At 69.9% G+C, this 18,418-nt stretch carries 14 protein-coding genes; 3 read left to right on the forward strand and 11 right to left on the reverse strand.

What is annotated here, in order from left to right; translation table 11 throughout:
- Window positions 1-26: 26 nt before the first annotated feature.
- Entirely contained in the window at window positions 27-614 is a 588-nt protein-coding gene (locus NQK81_RS06040) for a TetR/AcrR family transcriptional regulator (protein WP_257487414.1), read from the reverse strand.
- A 43-nt stretch (window positions 615-657) separates the two neighbouring features.
- Here NQK81_RS06040 and NQK81_RS06045 point away from each other — a divergent pair, with 43 nt between their 5' ends.
- A complete protein-coding gene (locus NQK81_RS06045; protein ID WP_257487415.1) occupies window positions 658-1,680 on the forward strand; it encodes a saccharopine dehydrogenase family protein in 1,023 nt (340 codons plus the stop codon).
- A 45-nt stretch (window positions 1,681-1,725) separates the two neighbouring features.
- On the opposite strand, the gene NQK81_RS06050 is transcribed toward NQK81_RS06045, so the two are convergent.
- The 3 genes from NQK81_RS06050 to NQK81_RS06060 form a co-directional block, all read right to left on the reverse strand.
- Window positions 1,726-2,295, reverse strand: a complete 570-nt coding sequence (locus tag NQK81_RS06050) for an SMI1/KNR4 family protein (protein ID WP_257487416.1) — start codon at window positions 2,293-2,295, stop codon at window positions 1,726-1,728.
- Window positions 2,296-2,319: 24 nt separating this feature from the next.
- Window positions 2,320-6,615 carry a DNA/RNA non-specific endonuclease gene (locus tag NQK81_RS06055; protein ID WP_257487417.1) on the reverse strand — a complete coding sequence of 1,432 codons (4,296 nt, stop codon included), beginning with the start codon at window positions 6,613-6,615 and terminating at the stop codon, window positions 2,320-2,322.
- A 305-nt stretch (window positions 6,616-6,920) separates the two neighbouring features.
- Window positions 6,921-7,805 carry a hypothetical protein gene (locus NQK81_RS06060; protein WP_257487418.1) on the reverse strand — a complete coding sequence of 295 codons (885 nt, stop codon included), beginning with the start codon at window positions 7,803-7,805 and terminating at the stop codon, window positions 6,921-6,923.
- Window positions 7,806-8,247: 442 nt separating this feature from the next.
- Between NQK81_RS06060 and NQK81_RS06065 the strand changes: the two genes are divergently transcribed.
- Window positions 8,248-11,244 carry an RICIN domain-containing protein gene (locus tag NQK81_RS06065; protein ID WP_257487419.1) on the forward strand — a complete coding sequence of 999 codons (2,997 nt, stop codon included), beginning with the start codon at window positions 8,248-8,250 and terminating at the stop codon, window positions 11,242-11,244.
- Window positions 11,245-11,327: 83 nt separating this feature from the next.
- Here NQK81_RS06065 and NQK81_RS06070 read toward each other — a convergent pair whose 3' ends face one another.
- From NQK81_RS06070 to NQK81_RS06085, 4 genes are read right to left on the reverse strand one after another with little or no spacing between them, the layout of a single operon-like run.
- Window positions 11,328-12,053 (reverse strand): SRPBCC family protein, encoded by a 726-nt coding sequence (locus NQK81_RS06070; protein ID WP_257487420.1) that lies wholly within the window; start codon window positions 12,051-12,053, stop codon window positions 11,328-11,330.
- Window positions 12,054-12,082: 29 nt separating this feature from the next.
- A complete protein-coding gene (locus NQK81_RS06075; protein WP_257487421.1) occupies window positions 12,083-12,952 on the reverse strand; it encodes a sucrase ferredoxin in 870 nt (289 codons plus the stop codon).
- A complete protein-coding gene (locus NQK81_RS06080; protein ID WP_257487422.1) occupies window positions 12,949-14,232 on the reverse strand; it encodes a cupin domain-containing protein in 1,284 nt (427 codons plus the stop codon). The genes NQK81_RS06075 and NQK81_RS06080 overlap by 4 nt, the downstream gene beginning before the upstream one ends.
- Entirely contained in the window at window positions 14,219-14,428 is a 210-nt protein-coding gene (locus tag NQK81_RS06085) for a hypothetical protein (protein WP_126731016.1), read from the reverse strand. Before NQK81_RS06085 ends, NQK81_RS06080 begins: the two co-directional genes overlap by 14 nt.
- A 335-nt stretch (window positions 14,429-14,763) precedes the next feature.
- Between NQK81_RS06085 and NQK81_RS06090 the strand changes: the two genes are divergently transcribed.
- Entirely contained in the window at window positions 14,764-15,132 is a 369-nt protein-coding gene (locus NQK81_RS06090) for an STAS domain-containing protein (RefSeq protein ID WP_257487423.1), read from the forward strand.
- On the opposite strand, the gene NQK81_RS06095 is transcribed toward NQK81_RS06090, so the two are convergent.
- From NQK81_RS06095 to NQK81_RS06105, 3 genes are all read right to left on the reverse strand, one after another.
- Window positions 15,118-16,341, reverse strand: a complete 1,224-nt coding sequence (locus NQK81_RS06095) for an NAD(P)/FAD-dependent oxidoreductase (RefSeq protein WP_257487424.1) — start codon at window positions 16,339-16,341, stop codon at window positions 15,118-15,120. The genes NQK81_RS06090 and NQK81_RS06095 overlap by 15 nt on opposite strands.
- A gap of 35 nt (window positions 16,342-16,376) precedes the next feature.
- Entirely contained in the window at window positions 16,377-17,390 is a 1,014-nt protein-coding gene (locus NQK81_RS06100) for a Rieske (2Fe-2S) protein (RefSeq protein ID WP_257489705.1), read from the reverse strand.
- A gap of 69 nt (window positions 17,391-17,459) precedes the next feature.
- Complete coding sequence (locus NQK81_RS06105; protein WP_257487425.1) at window positions 17,460-18,341, reverse strand: MerR family transcriptional regulator; 882 nt, start codon at window positions 18,339-18,341, stop codon at window positions 17,460-17,462.
- Window positions 18,342-18,418: the final 77 nt, after the last annotated feature.

Raw genomic sequence — 18,418 nt, forward strand, 5'->3', positions numbered from 1 at the left:
CCTGGCTTTCGCGACACGCGCCGACACTATCCGGCCGTTCGCTCAATACGGCCGAGGATGACACCGGTCAAGGCCGCGACGGCGTCGGCGGCGGTCGTGGCACCACGGTTCAGTTCACCGGCGATCGCCTCGGCGGCACCGAGCGCGCCGACGCAGTGCAGTCGCAGCGCCGCCCGGCTCAGGCCGGAGTACGGCGTCAAGGCGTCGGCCATCAGATCGGTGTAGCCCTCGTGCAGGTCGCGCCGGCTGGCCTCCATCTCCGGATTCCCTTTCAAGGCCGAGGAAACGGCGTTGAACTCCGGAATGTCGGTGGCGCAGGCGAAGTAGGCGACGCTGATGGCTTCCGCGACGTCCACCGCGGTCGGCGAGGTTTCTTCCAGTGCCCGCGCGATGGCGGCGCGGTGCCGTTCGTCGAGTCGCCGATAGAGCGCCAGCAGCAGTCCGGGGCGGGTGCCGAAGTGGTTGTACACGATGGGCCTGCTCACCTCGGCCGCCTCGGCGAGAGTGGGCAGCGTCAACCCGTCGGCACCGTCGGCACGCACGATCTCCAGGGCCACGTCGAGCAACTGCTCACGCCGGGCCTCCTTGGACAGCCGGGTCGGTGCGGTGGTCATCGCCCCATCCTAGCTACATCGTGTAAGTTACAAAATGTAGGTTATGGGGATCGAGGAGGACGACATGGGACAACGGGGATCGGTTCTGCTACTGGGCGGGGCGGGACAGGCGGGCTCGGATACCGCCACTCTCCTACGGCGGCGGTACCCGGAGCTGCCGTTGACCATCGCGGGCCGGAATCCGGAACGCGCGCGGAAGGTGGCAGGCGAACTGGGCGGCGCCACCGCGGTGAGGGTCGATCTCACCCGCGGTGATCTCGGCCTGCCCGCCGGCCGGGAGTACGCGGCGGTGGTCGCGACGCTGTGGGACAGCAGGCTGAACGGGCTGCGTTTCGCCCAGGACCACGGCGTGCCCTACGTCAGTCTCTCCAGCGGCATGATCGACATCGCGCCGGAGGTCACCGCCGCCGCGCAGCGCCCGGCGGCCGCGCCGGTGCTGATGGCCAGCCACTGGGCCGCGGGCGTCATCACTCTCACGGCATTGGCGTGGGCCGAGGCATTCGACCGGGTCGACACGATCCGGATCGGCGCGATCCTCGACGAGAAAGACGCGGGCGGCCCCGCGGGACTCGCGGACCTGGCGCGCTGGGCGGAGGTCACCTCGGCCGGGTACGCGCGGCGTGACGGCGTGTTCGCCTGGTCCGGCGCGGCCGACGCCCGGGTGGAGTTGCGCGGCCTCGACGGCACCACGGTCACCGGGCAGACCATCCCGATCCTCGACGTGACCAGCCTGGCGTTCGCGACGGGCGCGCCGGACGTCGAATTCGCGTTCGCGGTCGGTGAATCCGCGGGGACGCGCCGGGGCGACGGTCCGTCCGTCGAGGTCCGGATCGATCTCGACGGGACGGGCCCGGCGGGCGTCCCGCTGAGCGTCAGCCGGTACCTGGTCCATCCGCGCGGCCAGCGTCCGCTGACCTCGCTCGGCCTCGCCATGGGGATCGAACGGCTGCTCGGCCTGCGCGCAGATGCGGTCCCGCCCGGCTTCTACACCCCGGAGACCTTGCTCGAACCGGCCCACGTGGTCGAACGACTCGCCGACGCGGGCACGCTCTTCGTCGACGCATGAGATCGATGCCGGGCGGCGGCGTGCGCACGCCGCCGCCCGGACCGGTCAGCCAGGATAGGAGACGTACCGGCCCGCCCAGTAGCCGTCGAAGCCGACCGGTTTACCCGCCATGTCCCAGCCGAGGATGTTGTCCTCGCCGGTACTCTCCAGCAGCTCCAAGAGGACCTTCGTCATCGGCCCGGAATGCTCCTCGTGCCAGGAGTCCCGGTCGTTGTAGGCGACCGCCCACTCGTCCGGGTCGGCCGAGCCGGGCACCCACCAGAACGATCCCCCCGCGCCGTTGGTCCCCCACGGGTAGATCCCGCCCGGCTCCGGGAAGAGCCGGTACGGGACACCCCGCAGGTAGTCGAGGTCCTCGTCGCCGAAGATCTCGAGCAGTTCGGCGTTCTCCTTCTTGACGTTCCCGCACGCCTCGACGCTTTCGGCGGGATTCGAGAAGGAGATGACGCCGCGGAATCCACCGGAGGGGAAGCGGGTCAGCAGCTCCTTGTAGTCGCCGGGGAGCGGTGTCCCCAGTTCGCGTTCGACGGTGGTCCAGTCCGTCCCGGGCACGAAGTCCCCGGGCCGCCATCCGACGAGCTCGCAGATTTCGTCGACGTACGACCGTTTCGGCACGTCCGTCCTCCGTTCATTCGATCGTCAGGCCGTCCGGAAGGCGGGACAGGTTTCCTTGACGAGGTTACCGGTGGGGATGTTCTCGATCTTCGCGAAGCACTTCGCGCCGTTCGAAGCGATCGCCTCGATGAAGATCCACCTCGGCATCGCCGCGGTCTTGGTCGCGTACTGGACGTGGACCTCGTAGATGACCGAGACGTCCCGGTTGGGATACCGGTCCAGCATGTCCCCCACCGCGTTCTCCACCTTCTTGACGTCGGAGAGGTTGACCTTCGACCACTGGGTCACGATGTTGTCCACCAGCATGGAACCGTGGAGCCTGGCGGGCACCAGGTGTCCCTTGTGGACAGCCGTACCGTTCAGCTTCGGCGGCGAGGTGTCGGGATGCCCGACGGGCGCCGCCGGTTCTCCCGATCGTTTCGCGGTCTGGTTGACGCAGACGATGCCGCCGGTGGCGCGTTTCGCGTCGTTGCCGAGCCAGGTGAAGTCCTCCATGGGGTAGTTGAAGGAGATGTTCGCCGGGATCACGCTCTTGAAACAACCCTCCACCTCGCGCTGCCGGGCGATGGTGCTGAGCCGCTGTCCCGGTTGGGGATTGACCGCGGGCTGTTTCTTGTGTTCGTCCTCCACCTTCTTGCGCAGTGCTTCCCTGTCCACGACCTGGCAGGCGGGCGGTGCCGCCGCCGACGCGGCCGCCGCGGGGTTCTTGCATCCCTTGAGCTGCCTGATCAGGTCACGCAGGTTGTCGGTGATGCGGCGGCCGAGCATCTTCACGTCCTTGAAGGTGCGGATGCCCTTCACGATGCGCACGGTCGCCCCGACCGCGTCCGGGATCTTCCGCAGCACCGACGCGATCTTGAGGATCGGCAGCGCGTTGATCACGGTCATCACGCAGGAGATGAAGTCGCCTTCCATGAAGCACCGCTTCGCGTCGGTGTAGCCGATCAGGTCGAGGATGACCTGGCCGCCTTCGTCGACGATGAGGTCCATGAGGTCCCTGTTCGCGTCGGCACGGGCACGGTTGTACTCGTCGACACCCGCTTGCCCCTTCTCCGCGCGCAGCAGTTCCACTTCCTCCGGCGTCAGCTCGGGAACCTCGCTGTCGTCGGTGATGGCTTGTTCGGCCTCGGCGCGTTCGCGTGCTTCCTCCTCCTGGCGAAGCAATTCCTGCATCTCGGCCAGCTGGTCCTGGATCGCCTTGGCGTCCGCCGCCGCGTTCGCCGCCCGGTCCTCGACGTTCTTCGCGTACTTCTCCGCGTTGGTGGCCGCGGAATCGGCGTCACGGGCGTAATCCGCGGCCCGGTTCGCGGACTCGCGAGCGGCGTCCGCGTCACGCTGGGCCTGCTCCGCCGCCTGCTGGGCGGCGACCGCGTCCTGCTGGGCCCGGGTGGCGGCGGCGGTGGCTTCGTTCGCCGCGCGGGTCGCGTCGTCGGCGGCCTTCCTCGCCGCGACGGCGTCGGCCGCCGCCTGATCGGCCGCCCGTCCCGCCAGGGCGGCATCGGCCGCCGCCTGGTCGGCCGCCGCACGTGAGGCCTTGGCGTCGGCCTGTGCCGCGGCGTCGACGGCGTCAGCCTCGGCCGATGCCGCCCTGGCCGCGGCCGCGGCCACCGCCGCGGCTGCCGCGGACTGCTGGGCTGCCGCCGCCGACTTCGCCGCGTTGGCCGCCGAAGTGGCGGCCGCCGCCGCGGCCTCGAACGCTGGCTTCACCTCGAGCCCGGCGTTCCTGGCCGCCTCGGCGGCCCGGCTCGCCTGCGCGGCGGCATCGGCCGCGGCGGCCTGCGCGGCCCGGACCTGGGTGTCACCGACGTCCTTCGCCCGGTTCGCCACCATGAGCACGAAGTCCGCGTCGAGGTCGTCGCCGGTGAACGGGCTCACCAGATTGATCGCCTGGTCGGCCGGGGCGGCGATCCCGGACCCCGACAGCCCCGCCGCGACCGCCGCACGGGTCGCGATCCCCGCCTGGGTGGCCGCGGTGGCGGCCTCCGCCGCGGCGGCGTTGGCCTCCTCCTGGGTTCGATGCGCGGCGGTGAGCGCCTGCTCCGAGTGCACCGCGGCTTCCTGCGCCAGATTCGCCGCGTTGCGGGCGTTCTCGGCAGCACGCGATTCCGCGGCCGTCGCCTCCTCCGCCGACGCGCGGGCCTTCATCGCTTCCGCGTGGACGGCGGAGGCTTCCCGCTCGGCGCGCGCCGCCGCCTCGTTGGCGCGCGCCGCCGCGGCCTCCGCTTCGTTCGCCGCCGTCCGGGACTTCTCCGCCGCGACTTCGGCTTCCCTGGCCGCCGCTCGCGCCTGCGACGCCGCCGCCTGCGCTCGATCCGCGTGTGCTCGCGCCCTGCCCGCGGCGGCCTGTGACTCCGTCGCCGCGGCACGAGCCGACGCCGCGGCCTGGCCCGCCTGGGTGGCGAGGCCGTCGGCCGCCTGCGCGGCGTCCCTCGCCGTGTTCGCCTCGGCCCGGGCCTGAGTCGCCGCGGCCCGCACCTTTTCCTTTTCCTCTTGGAGGATCTCCGACGACGCTTCCGCCCGCGCGGCCAGCTGTTCGAGCGCCTGGGCCTTCTTCGCGGTCGTCTCGGCCGACTGCCGCACCCGTGCGGCGTCCTCCCGAGCCTGATGGGCCTTGCCCTCCTCGACACCGGCGTTCTGGTCGATTCCCGCCGCGATCTGTTCTTGCCGCCGGGCCTCCTTCGCGGCGTCGGCGGCGATCTGTTCCTGTCCTTGGGCGGCGACGCGCTTCTCGGAGGCGATCCGCTGCTGCGATTCGGCCTCCTGCCGCTTCTGCTGGGCGATACCCGCCTCGCGTTTGGCCTTGTCCCGCTCGCTCGCGGCTTCCCGCTGCTTGGCCTCGGCCTCCTGCCTCTTGAGGGCCGCCTGACCACGCCACTGTTCGGCTTCACGCCGCTTGGCGTCGGCGATATCGCGTTCCCGCTCGGCGTCCGCACGTGCCTGCTTGACCTTCGCGGCGTGTGCCTTGGCGTTCCGCAGCGCGGTTTCCGCGTCGGTCTTCGCCTGCTGTGCCTGTGCCGCCGCTTGGGCGGCCGCCGCGGCCTGTTCACCGGCGGCCGTGGCCAGGCGCTCCGCCGCGTCGGCGTGGGACTGCGCGTTGGCCCGCCAGCGGCGGGCGTTCTCTTCCCGGGCCCTGGCCTTCTCCGCGGCGTCGGTGGCCGCCGCGTCGGCGGCGATCGCGTCGATCGCGTGCGCCGCGGTTTCGGCGGCCTGCTTCGCGGCGTTCGCGGCGGCCGCCATGCCTTGGACGACCTTGGCCCACTGGGTGCCGTGCGGCATCTGGTTCTGCACGAGGACGTCCACCTGGGCGCTCGCCAGCGCGGCCGCCGACTGTGCCTGCTGGGCGTCGGTCCGCGCGTCCCGGACGAACCGGGCGGCGTCGTCCTTCGCCCGCTGGTACAGCTCGGGGTGATAGCTGTTCCCCGCCTGATCGGCGGCCAGCGCCCGCGCGGCCTCCCGGGACGCGTTCGCCGCCAGTGTCATGTCGTTGGCGGTCCGCTCCAGCGCCTGAACGCCGCTCGCGTGCGCGGAGAGCAGGTTCTGCCGCGCCCGCATGACCCGCGCGATCCGTTGCGCCAGTTCAGAGTTCGCTTCGGCTTCCTTGCGCTGTCGTTCGAGTTCGGCGAGCCGGCTCTCCCGCGCCTCCGCGTCGCGTTTGGCCGCGGCCAGGTAGCCCGTCTTGAGGTATTCCTCGATCGCGGCGTCGCCTTGGGCCAGCGCGGCCTTCGCGGCGGCGGAGACCTCGGGTGTCCCCCGGTCCGCGGCGATCTGCACATGGGCGCGCCGCCGGTCCCGGATCTCCTTCTCGTAGGCGCCGGAACGGCGATCCTGTTCCGTGGCGATGTCCCGCCCGAAGGCCAGGAAGTTCTCGCGGTCGTAGGCGTTGCCCCGCAGCGCGCGGTCGACGGCGGCGTTGAACGCCGGACCGCCGGTGCCCGCGAGGGACTGGATCACCGCGCGGTTGCGGTCGTCGGCCTCCTGCTTACGGCGTTCCGCCCGTGCCGTGGCTTCCTGGTGCCCACGCTCGAAGAACGTCGTGATGGCCGCGTCGTCGCCGGCTTCGGCCTTCTTCAAGGCTTCCCGCGCCGCCACGCGGACTTCCTCGTGCTCGTCCAGCGCCGCGATGTCGGCGAGGAGGTCCAGTTGCAACTGCCGCAGCAGCGCCTCCTCTTCCGGATCGATCGTCGCCGTCGCCGGGGCGGGCGGCGTCGCCGCGCCCGGCGGTGTGGCGGGCGCCTGCCGCCCGTCCGCCACCACCGGGACGGCGGGCGCGGCGGCGGCGAGTTCCAGGCCCGCGCCCGAGACGACCAAGGCCGTGGTCACGGTCAGCACGACCGCGCCGCGGCACCATCCGGAGGCGAGTGGCCCCCGTCTGGCGCGTCGCGTCTTCCTTTTCATGGCACACCACTCCCCAGTAGCAGAAAGATTTCGTGAATCGCGCACGAGAAAGAATCCCGGGAGGGTTTCCGGGCACCGGAGAAAACGGGACGGGTGCAGCTGTCCGCCACTCCGCCCCGTCGGCCGTCGATTACCCGTCTCGGCGTTGAATCGAGCACACTGGAGCCTTTTTCGAATTTAATCGAAAGAAGAAGGCCTTTCAGTGCTTGAAAAGAGGTGCCCGGCCGAGCTCAGCCCGCGGGCGACATTTGGTCTCGATGCTCTTTCGCATGCTTTTCGACACTCGCCCAGTACTGGGTCTGCCCGTCGGCGAACGTTCCGTCGGCGGCCCAGCCGGCACGATTCTTGTCCGCCCTGGTGGCGATCATCGCCCAGACCGGGTCGACACCGGCGTTGGCCCGGTCGATCACCGTCCGCCAGTACCGGGCCTGCTCGGCACAGGCCAGCGCTTCGTTCTCCCAGACCGTACGGGCTTCGTCGGCCTTTTCCCTGGTCGTGGCCCATGCCCGGGCGGCGACCGCGCGGGCTTGCTCCGCCGCGGCACCCTCGGCCGCCAGCGCTTCCCGCTCGGCCTCCTCCGCGTCCGCGATCAGCTGCGGGATCAAGGCGTAGAAGCGAACACCCGCCTCCTGCGTGCGGATCCGGTAGACCTCGACATCCGTCGCGGCCGCGGCCATCCACTCGGAGGCGAAGAACGCCCGAAGGTGACTGTCCGTACCCCCGGCTCGCAAGGCGTGCTGGGCGGCCAGGCGCACCTGCTCACCCGGATCGAACTCCGCCAGCAGCCGCACGAACGCGCGGTCCTGCTCGAGAATCTGCTGTTTGTGCTGCTCATCGGCCTCACGGGCGGCATCGTCGAGCGCCTTCGCCGCCGCGAAACCGGTCCGGAAGAACTGTTCCTGCTGCGCGGCACTGCCCTTGTACGCCGCCGTGGCCTCGGCGTGCACGTTCGGCGAATACTGCGCGCTGTAGTTGGTCATGACCCGCCGCGCGAACTCCTTGTTCCGCGCGTGATACCCCTCGGCCCGCTTCCTGGCCTCGAAGAACCCCGTCCGGACGAACGCCCGCAGCGCCGGCTCGCCCTCGTCCGACCGCAGCGCCTGCCACGCCGCCACCCTGACCAGATCCTCCGAGTGGTACAACGCGTTCTGACGGACGATCGGATAGTAAATCGAATTCTCGATACCGGGAACACTCGAACCAATGGCCGTTTCCGTTACTCCATTCGCCGTAGCGACATTTGCGCCGATCCCGATGATCGACACCACGAGGGCGCCGAACAGTGCACGAAGTCTCATCCCCAGAACCCCAGACCCCAGAATTGCGTGCTCGCGCACGCCTGAAGACGACTATGGCACAAGTACACAACGCCCGTAAAGGACGTGATCCACATCACAGTCACGGTCTTTTTTTCGCCATTAACTGGTCTCCTATTCAAACTCGCGATGGAGACCGAATGACGGTCTCGCGCGTTACATCCAAGGAGAGGATGTCTTGAACGAATACTGGGGTCCCTCCGGCGTGCCATCGGCACGGCGAAGAGGGGTTTTCAAGAGATTGATCATCGCCACCGCGATCGTCGCGACGACGGCGGGCGTCGCGGCACCCGTCACGGCCTCCGCCGCCCCGCCATCGGCGCCGTCGGCAGCCGCGCAGTCCACGGACATCGACAAGGGCAACGCCGCCGCCGTCCTGAAGATCGTGGCCGGACCCGATCTCCTGGTCCTCAGCGACCGGGGCTTCGTCGCCGCGATGTATTACGCGGCCGACGACATCGACAAGCAGCATCCGCTCGAACCCGAGCACCAGAAGCTCAAGGAGACGGCCATCGCCGCGCTCGCCGCCGACGGCGAGGCGGCGTCCACGCAGTGGATCAAGGTCGGGATCCACGACGCGCACCGGGAAGACCAGAAGATCGTCACCGACCGCCGTCAGCAGCAGGAGCAGGAACGCGCCGCCAAGGCGCTGGCCGCCTCGACCCTCGGCATCCCGGTGGACAACACCGTCCTGGCGAAGTCGATCTTCGACTTCATCGTCCACTTGGAACTCAACGCCGACGGCTACAAGGACATGGCCGTCAAGGAGGCCGCCCGCGCGGCACTGCGGGGTACCGCGGACGATCAGTGGCGCTTCCTGACCGTCGTGCTCTTCGCCGAGCACAAGAAGGACGTCGACCGGGTCATCCAGGACGACGCCACCAAGGACGAAGCGGCCAAGGCCGCTGAACGAGCGAAGGCCGCCAAGGCGAACGCCGTGTCGCACACGCTGGGATCCGTGCCCCCGGCGCGGCTGGAGTACCTGATCAACCTGAAGGACCGGGATTTCGTCGTCGAAATCTGGAAGTCGGTCCCCCGTGACACCGAGGTCCACGGCGCCGCCGAAGACGCCGTCGGCAGCCTCGACCCCGCCGACTGGGCCTTCTTCATCAACCAGGGTGCCGAGGAAGCGCACCTGCGGGACATCGTCAACGAGCTCGCCAAACGCGACCAGGAGTACATCCGGCTGATCACCGAACTGCGCACGCGCGCGGCGAACCAGCTGATCCGGCCGGCGCTGGTCGCCGCCGCGGACGCGGCACTCGCCGCCAAGCGCAGCGATCGCGAGAAGTTCCTTCGCACCGGCCAGTACGAGAACCTGGTCCAGACCTTGCGGGTCGACGCGTACAGCGGTGTCGACGTCTACCTCACCGACCGCAACGGCGACGTCGTGCTCGAGCAGTGGCAGCCGGGCGACCGTCCGGAGGCGCGGTGGAGGATCGAGCCGGGGCTGAGCAATCCCGAGTGCTTCTCGTTCCAGTCGGTCAGCCGCCCCAACCACTACCTTCGCTGGCGTTCGGGAGCGTCTTCCGCGGCGAACACGGCGATGATCCCCCCGCAGTCGCAACGTGTGCGGGCCTACGTCGACCCGACCGACGGCTCCAACGCCTTCAAGGGTGACGCGACCTGGTGCGTGCGGGGCGACGCCTCCAGCGTCTCCATCCGCCCCTCGCGCAGTTCCGCCAAGTACCTGTTCGTCACCGGCGCGATCGATGACGACGCCTATGCGATCGCGACGAAGTGGCACGCCGAGGCTCCGCTGGCCCCGCACCCGATCGACCGGCGCTACGCCGCGGAGCAGCCGCTGCGCGACAAGCTCGGCAAGCCCGTCGGCGACTTCGTTCCCGAAGGGACTTCCAACGGGGTCGGCCTCGGCCACCGGTTGTACGAACGGGGCAGGCTCTACCTCACCGCCGGGAACGACGGGACCACTCAGCGCTTCGCGGTGCAGGCGGTCTACAACGGACCGGTCCTCGACAAGCTACTGGCACTCGGCGGGCCCGCCGGCGTCGGCGGCGCGATGACCGACCAGGTGCCGACCAAGGACGGCAACGGCCAGGTCCTGCGGGTCGTCAAACCCACGATGGGCGGGCCGCACCTCCACATCGTGTGGAGCGCGTCGACGGGTGTCCACATCGTCTTCGGCCTGATCGGGGAGATCTGGGCGAATTCGGGCGGGGAAACGGGTCCCTACGGCTACCCGCTCGCCGACGAGGGCACCGTCAGTGGCACGAACGTCCGCTACAGCCGGTTCGCCGCGGGCACCATCTACTACGTGCCCGGTAGCGCGATCCGGCAGGTCAAGGGTGAGCTCCACCGGAAGTTCGCCGCCATGGGCTTCGAGGCGGGCATGGGTTATCCCCTGGCGGACGCCGGCACCTACGGCCCCGACGCCAGCCCCATGCAGCGCTTCACGTCGGGCTCGGTGTACATCACCCGCAACGGAACCGTCGCGATCAACGGTGACATCCACCGGAAGTTCGCCGAGCACGGTTACGAGACCGGTCCTCTCGGGAATCCGACGGGCGATATCCGGTCCACTTCGGACGGTGTGGGCAAGGTCGCCGACTTCGCCGTCGGTTCGGGCTCGATCTACTGGCATCCCAGCACCGGCGCACGCCTGGTCTACGGGAGCATCAGCGCGAAGTACAAGTCGCTGGGGGCCGAGCGTTCGTACCTCGGCTACCCGAAGTCCGACGAGACCGCCCTCCCCATGGGCAGGCGCAACCTGTTCCAGAACGGCCGGATCGACTGGAGCAATGAGACCGGCTCGACCGTCGCATACCGGGTCGCGGCGGTCCCCCACAAGACGGTCGATCTCAGGGGAGCCAAGTCTGGCCGCTGCATCCAGACGGCCGGTCTCATCGGGGAAGGCGCGTTGAACGACCTCGCCGGCATGGAACTGTGGGACTGCGTCGGCGGTGTCAAGCAGCTTTGGGACGTGACCCATCTCGGCAACAACGTCTACGTCCTGAAGAACCGCCACTCGGGGAAGTGCCTCGACCTGCGGTACGGCGAACTGCACAACGGCAACTCGATCGTCCAGTACCAGTGCCACAACGGGACGACGCAGCAGTGGGAGTTCACCACCACCGCGGACGGCTCGGTCGCCCTGCGCAGCGTGCATTCGGCGAAGATCGTCGAAGCCGCGGGTGGCGCGGACCCCAACGCCACCGCCGTCGTCCAGCAGGTGGACAGCGGTCAGGCGCACCAGCGATGGACCGTCCGGCCCTACTGATCGACGACAACGCTTCGTGAGGAGCGAGTGCGATGACGGCCGCGACCCGGATCAGGGTCGCGGCCGTTCCGCACCTGAGGCCGTCACGAATCCCGGTGTCCCGCCCAGCCTCCTTCTTTTTCGGCGGCGTCCACATCGGCATCGGCGGTCACGGTGTGCGCCAGCGCGGCAACGGTCTCCTCGAGCCCGCGCTGCACGTCCTCGTCATCCGCGTCCCGGACGCTGTGCAGTGTCACCGTGAGGCGGGACGCCGCGGGACCGGCGTCCTCGATCGACAGTTCCCCCTGATAGTCGTGTGGCCCTTGGGCTCCCCAGCGCAGTGAACGATTGGCCTCGTCGACCTTCAGCCACGCCTCGCCTTCCACATGTTCACCGTGGACGTCGGCTTCGACGTGCACCGCCTCGCCGCCTTCAGGCTCGGCACGACTCATCCGAGGGAAGTAGCGAGGCAGGTTCCGCGGCTCTCGCAAGTAGGCGAACAGATCCGCGGCGGGCATCTCGATGGTCGCGGTGTGCCGGTATTCGGTCATGCGGCCGGGTACCCCGCGGCTTGTGCGCGAAACGGCACCGAGCCGGACTATCAGCGGAACCGCGAGGACGCCCAGCACGATCACGATCAGGATCGTGATCCCGAGTACGTTCGCCGGGATCAGCGGCGCGATCACGAACAGGGCGACCAGCATCCAGCCCGCCGACGTGACGATCCCGACGGCGAACGATCGCCACTTCCGGTCGCTCGGCCGGCGCATCAGCAAGCCGCCGACGACCATCACCGCGCCGATCGCGCCCCACCACCACTGCTCCCCCATGGGCTCCCCACCTTCCTGGCGGCCCCCGGTCAGTACCGGAGATCCACCAATTCGAACACTCTTATCGTCCGCACGGGCTCGGACGCGCACGTGAGCCGCCTGCCCGCCGGGATTCGGCCTTCGCGCAGGTACACGGTGCAGTCGGGTTCGGCGAAGCCCACCTGCCAGGTATCACCTGCACGCGTGGTCTTCGTCAGCCGGAGATCGTCGATTCCAGCGGCGCCCGTGGCGGCGCGGGCGTGGTGGTGAGCCGCTTGGACGATCGGCGGATACGAGGAACGGCCACGCAGGAACCTGGGATCGAGGATGCCGTCCACGTACTGGTGATAGAGACCGATCGCGTCGTCCGGACGCAGGCCGCCGAAGGTGAAACCGTGTGGCAGCAACACCATCGAGGGAGCGAAGCGGCAGCCGCCGAGGTGGCTGCATTCCCAGGTGGCCCCGGGGAACTCCGCCGCCAGCGCGGTCGCGAGCGAACGGCCGCGCACCGCGCAGCAGGTGTCGTGTCTGCCGTGGACGCATACCAGCGCGAGGGGTTCCGGCCACACGCTCCCCGCCGCGGAGGTGACGCGGGAGAGTTCCGCGGCGTCGGTGAATTCCCCGGTCCGGATCTGCTCGTGGCCGGGGCGAGCGTCGACCCGGAACCAGCGGAAGGGACGGTCGCGAGTGGACGGACGCCGGGCGACCCGGCGGACCAGAGCGATCCGGCCACCGACCCGCGCCGCCCACGAACCGAGGTGGGCGACCGCCGCCGGATCGATCCCGGACTCCTTGAGCGCGAACCGGCCCCACGGGCCCGGATGCTCGATCAGGAGCCAATGCTCCGCGGGCGGGGCCGTTCCTTCCCCGGGATCGCCCGCGGCTTCGGCCAGTTCCGCGCACCGTTGCGCCGCGGTCATGCGGTCGAGGCCATCAGCACGCCTTCCCGGAGCAGGCGGCGCACGAGTACGAGCTGGTCGGCCCGGTCCATTCCCGGGATCTCTCCCAGCCGCCACGTCCTTCCGTCCAGCAGCGCCGCCAAGGCGGTCGAGGTGGAGGCAGGCAACGAGAGGCGGCGATCCGGGAGTTCGAGAACGATCCGGCCGTCCGCCGGCCCACCGATACGGAAGCGCAAGCCGTCGCGACGCCGCACCGAATCCCCGTCGCCGAGGCCCAGCACGAACCTGGCCGTCGCGATCGGCGCCAGCGGTTCCGGACGATTTCCGCGCCATGTCCTGTCCCGGACGTGCCGCGCGACGGCGTCGCCGGGCACCGCCCGCAGGGCGGCGATCAGGTCTTCCCGGACGGACTCGACATGGGCTTCCAACAGGCTCGGGTCCGCGACGTCGATCCCCAGCGGGAGCGATTTGCGCAGCCGTTCCTCGGAACCGGCGAGCGCGGTGAGCGCTTCCACCAGGGCGAAGGCGGTGATCACGTGGACGCCGACGGTCAGATGCGCGGAGACGTCACCCAGCGCCGTCGCCGAATGCAGCCAGCCGCGAGGCAGATACAGCACGTCCCCGGGCGCGAGGACTTCGTCGATGACCGGAGCATCGTCGCGGGCCCGTCCGGCGACGGCGTCGGCGTGCTCGCCCCACGGCTGGTCACGCAGAGGCGACGGGTGGACGGGCGCGTGCACCTTCCACCGCTTGCGGCCCGCCGCCTGAAGCACGAAGACATCGTGCACGTCGTAGTGCGCCGAGAAGCCCTGCGACGACGGCGGGGTGATGTAGGCGTTGACCTGCGCGGGGTGGCCGAGTTCGCCGGTCAACCGCGTGGTGAAGTCGATGATGGCAGGCCAGATGCGGTGCAATCCCTGGAGCACGATGGTGCTGCCTTCGGCGAACAGGGCGGCGACCCGGTCGTCACGGACCTGGTCGCCGATTTCCGCGCCGACACCGGCTCCACCGGTGAACGAACGGGAATCGACCACCGCCCCGTCGCGGGCCAGCCGCAGGAACGGCGTCCGCAACCCGCGGCGGGACAGCATTTCGTCGACGCCGTCCAGATCGAGCAGATCACCGAAGTCGCCGCCGGTTCGCCGCAGCAACGGTTCCCTGCCCCAGTGCCGGGTGGCGAACTCCGCGACGTCGGAACCGACCAGACGCGACAGGACACTTGTCGGCACGTGGCCGTCCACCGGCTCCGGGACGCTTTCCCCGGAGCCGGTGGACGGCCCGCTCAGCTCAGCTCGCGCCACTGTCGGCGCCGCCGTCGGCTCCACCGTCGTGCTGGCCCGCGGTGCCTTCGCCGGCGCCGGAATCGGCAGGCCCCTCGGCGCCACCGTCGGCCCCGCCGTCGTGTTCGCCGGGAGTCCCCTGGCCGGCACCGGCGTCGGCCGGTCCTTCCCGGTCCTCGCCCGAGGTGGTGGAGATGTCGTCGTCGTTCAGGCTCATGTCGATTCCCTTTCCCATGATCCGGATGAATCAGTGGCCGGTTACCCCGGTTCTTCCCGGAGCACACGTGCGCGGCCATCACGATCGGCTTACCCGCCACCACCCGTCGCAAACCGATTCGAGACCGATTCACCGCGTCGGATTTCCTTGTCCCGCAGACTGCGGAGGCGGCTCCGGCGACGTACGGTGAGAGCACGTGAGGTTCAACTCGCAGCTTCGCGTGTTCGGCGACCTTGCCCGGCCTCGCACCGTCCGGCCGAAGACCGGGTGCGTCCGGCGACGTGCTGCTGCGGGCACTCGAAGTGCGCGTCATACCGCTTCCCGAGGAGACCTCCATGCCATCACCGCACCGAAAAACACCTGCCCCCGTACTGGGGCACGAGCACGCCACCGGTCTGCTGATCCTCACCGTGACCGGCGAGCTGGACGCGAGCACAGCCCCGCTACTGGACCGGCATCTGGACGGGAACCTCCACGATCGGACGGTGATCGATCTGTCCCGGGTGACCTTTCTCGGCGTGGCGGGGCTTCAGGTGCTGGAGGCCGCCGTCACCCGGGCCGGTCACGAGCGCCGTCGGCTGGCCTTGGTCAGTTCGTCGCCGACGGACCTCAGGATCTTGCGGCTCTTCGGCCTCGACGTGCGGGTGCCGGTGTATCCGCGGCTGTCGGACGCGATCCGGGAAATCGCCTCACAGGTCCCGTAGCACCGCGCGAGCGGTCCGTCCCCCGGAGGCGAGCGCGCCCTGCAGCGAACTGGTGTCGCGGTGATCCCCGCAGACGTAAAGCCGTTCACCGAACCGGATCTCGCCGCGGACGTCGTGCGGCGGAGGCATGGCCGGGAGCGCGCGGGGGATCTCGTAGCGCGCGACCAACGGCCAGCGCGAAGCGTCCACACGGTACATCCGGCTCAGTTCCCGCCGCACTTCCGATTCCCCGAGCGGCATGAGCGCCGAGGCGCTGACGAGCGCCGAGCCTTCCGGGGCGTAAGCCGGGCAGACCTCGCTCAGTACAGAGGTGTTGAGGATCGGGCCGCCGCGGGCGTCGACCACGATGACCGGCTCTCGCAACGGTGACCGTGGTGGCGCGAAATACCAAGTCGTGACGCTGTTCCACCGCGGTTCGGGGACGCCGTCGACCAGGCCCGCGGCGGTGGTGCCGTCCGTGGCGACGACGACGGCGCGCGCGGTCCAGACGTCTCCGCCGGAGGTGCGTACCTCACCGTCGCCGACTCGCTCGACGCGCGTTCCGGTCCGCACCGCGGAAACGGGCAGCAGCCGGGCGAGTTGCCGGGGCAGCTCGCCCATGCCCAGCGACGGCAACGACGGCGCGGATCGCAGGAAACTGCGCCAGACGAGCCGGAAGAACCGCGAGGAGGTACTCAACCCGGCCTCCAGGAAGACCCCGGACAGGAACGGGCGGAGCACGGTTTCCACCGCGCGGTCCGACAATCCCGCACCGCGCAGTTCGTCGGCGGTCGTGCCGTCGCGTCCCTGGACGATCGACCGCGCCGGACCGCCCGCCGCCCGCGCGGTGAAGGCACCGAGCGCGGCTAGGTCCTTCGCCGACAGATAGCGCCTAGCCGCGACGTCCCGCAGCGCCTTGGGTGTGTCGAGCGGGTTTCCGAGGAGGCTGAGCCGGTCGTCGTCGGCCACCCGGACCGCGCGCCAGAACCTGCCCAGCCGCAGCGCGTCGACGTCCACCAAGCGCTGGATCGCGGGGTACGCGGGATTGAGGATCTGGAAGCCGCGGTCCAGCCGGAAGCCGTCGACGACGTCGGTCCGCACGCGGCCACCGACCTCGTCCCCGGCCTCCAGGACGGTGCAGACGACGCCTGCGCGGTGAAGGTGCAGCGCGGCCGAGAGACCGGCGAGTCCGGCACCGATGACCACGACTTCGGTTTCGTGCACAGGCATCGGAAACGCTCCTCGGTGTCACGGTGGACGCGAACTCAGACGTGTCCTGCTCGCAAGGCGTAGCGGCGTTCCGCGTACGCGAGATCGTCCCGCCACAGCCGCGCGGACGCCCGGCGCATCAAAGGCCGCAGTGCCGGGGCGATCCGGGCGGCCTTCGCGAACCCAGGACGTTCGGAGGTCGCGATCGTCGCCTCGATCACGGCGGTGCGCGGACGGCCGTCCGGGCCGGTTCCGAGCGGGGTGGCATGCGTCTCCACCACGCTTCCGGTGCCCTCGCCTTCGACGATGGTCATCAGCACGGTCCGAGGCTCGGGGCAGGTGAATTCGGCGATCACCGGCACGCCCAGCTTCCCGGCGAGCCGGAAGGTCACTTCGACCACGAACTTGTCGTCCGCGTCGGCGACCTCGTTTCCTTGCGGCGCCGAAACAACCCGCAGCCGCGTGAAGGAATACGGGTGGAACCAGGCGCCGTGCCAAGGGTCGAGCCGGTTCGCGACGACGTCCATCGGTTCACAGATCCCGGTCAGCGTCGCGACCGCGTCGACCGCGAGGTCTCCTAGCGGGCGGTCCGGCACGACCGGCCGTTCCGTCGGAGCCTCACCGCCGAAGCGATCGAGGCGGACCCAGGCGAGCACACCGTCGTCATAGGACGGCAACGACGTCCAGCCCGGCCGATCGGACCCGACCCGAAGGCCGTGCCATCGGCAGACCAACTCTCCACAATGGACACGCGCCTCCGCCAGCGGAGCGCCCAGATGAGGACAGGCACCGGGACCGATGGTCAGGGCACCGTCCGGACCGCGCCAGGCGACCAGTTCCCGGCCGCCCGCCCGCAGGCCGAGTGGCTTGTCCGCACGGATTTCACGGCTCGCCGCGACGACGAACCAGTTGCCCGCCACCCGGGCGTCGGCGCGTTTGACCGCGGCGTCGATCAGCGCGGGAGCGCATTCCCGGTACGTCGGTTCCTGCCGCGCCCAGGCCGGTTCCCGGAAGGGCTGGACCGGCCAGTTCGACGGCCACCGCTCGAGCACCTGCCGCCTGAGATCCACCACAGACTCTCCCGTCCCGCGATATCCGACGGAACCATCCTCTGGCACTTGGAGCGATCTCGCAACGGTTCAGGACTTCAGCCGCTCGGCGGCGACCTCCAGCGCGCCGTCGAGATCGTTGACCCACGGGGTGCCGTGCACATCGAGTCCTTCCCAGCCGGGCCCCGCGACGACGACCTCGAAACCCTGCTGCTGGAGACGACGGCGGAGCAGGTCGTCGACCGTGGTGACGGACATCGACCAGAGCACGATCAGCACCGGATCCAGTTTCGAGGCCATGCCGGCGACGGTCTCCGCGGGGACCATCTGACCGAGATAGACCGCGGGGATACCGATCTCGACCATCGACGCGCGAAGGATCTCGACCGGCAGGCTGTGCCGTTCGTCCGGACAGCAGGAGAGGAGCGCGCCGCGTTCCGAAGGTGCCGTGGCGAATCGGGCGACGTAGCGCTGCAACGCCAGGGAGACCTCGGTGGTGAGCGCCCATTCCGATTCGAAGCAGACGTCGCCCCGCTGCCAGCGGCCGCCGAGGTTCCGCAGGATGGGCAGGAGCACGTCGGTCCACGTCGCCGCCGCGCCGAGCGAGTCCAGCGTTTCGTCGAGCAACGCGGCGATGGAGGCGAACTCCAGATCTTCCGCGGCCCGTTCCAGTTCGTCGACCCGCCGGTCGGCCGGGACTTCGGGGAGCGCGGCTGCGGCGCCGGAGAACGCGGCCGCGGCGGCCTCACGGGCACGGATACCGCGGTCGATCAGCCGCTGCATGTGCTGGAGCCTGCGGACGTCCGCGTCCGAGTACCGGCGATGACGCCCGTCGGCCCTCAGTGAAGGTCCCACGCCGTACCGCGTCGCCCACGTCCGGAGCGTGACCGGCGAGATGCCCAGCACTTCGGCGACCTTGCCGGGCGTCCACGAACCCGTGGGCCGAAGGCCGTTCTCCTCGTCGACTTCCATTCAGTACCACGTTTCGCACGAAGACATCCGATGCCCGAGCTTACGTTGCTCACCGTCGGTCGAATCTCGAACACGGT

This window comes from Amycolatopsis roodepoortensis, assembly GCF_024628825.1.
GTDB lineage: Bacteria > Actinomycetota > Actinomycetes > Mycobacteriales > Pseudonocardiaceae > Amycolatopsis > Amycolatopsis roodepoortensis.

Bases quoted from the DNA above. Each gene is read 5' to 3' on its own strand.
- NQK81_RS06040 (WP_257487414.1), bottom strand. From the start codon at position 614: ATGACCACCGCACCGACCCGGCTGTCCAAGGAGGCCCGGCGTGAGCAG.
- NQK81_RS06045 (WP_257487415.1), top strand. From the start codon at position 658: ATGGGGATCGAGGAGGACGACATGGGACAACGGGGATCGGTTCTGCTA.
- NQK81_RS06070 (WP_257487420.1), bottom strand. From the start codon at position 12,053: ATGGGGGAGCAGTGGTGGTGGGGCGCGATCGGCGCGGTGATGGTCGTC.
- NQK81_RS06075 (WP_257487421.1), bottom strand. From the start codon at position 12,952: ATGACCGCGGCGCAACGGTGCGCGGAACTGGCCGAAGCCGCGGGCGAT.
- NQK81_RS06085 (WP_126731016.1), bottom strand. From the start codon at position 14,428: ATGAGCCTGAACGACGACGACATCTCCACCACCTCGGGCGAGGACCGG.
- NQK81_RS06090 (WP_257487423.1), top strand. From the start codon at position 14,764: ATGCCATCACCGCACCGAAAAACACCTGCCCCCGTACTGGGGCACGAG.
- NQK81_RS06095 (WP_257487424.1), bottom strand. From the start codon at position 16,341: ATGCCTGTGCACGAAACCGAAGTCGTGGTCATCGGTGCCGGACTCGCC.
- NQK81_RS06105 (WP_257487425.1), bottom strand. From the start codon at position 18,341: ATGGAAGTCGACGAGGAGAACGGCCTTCGGCCCACGGGTTCGTGGACG.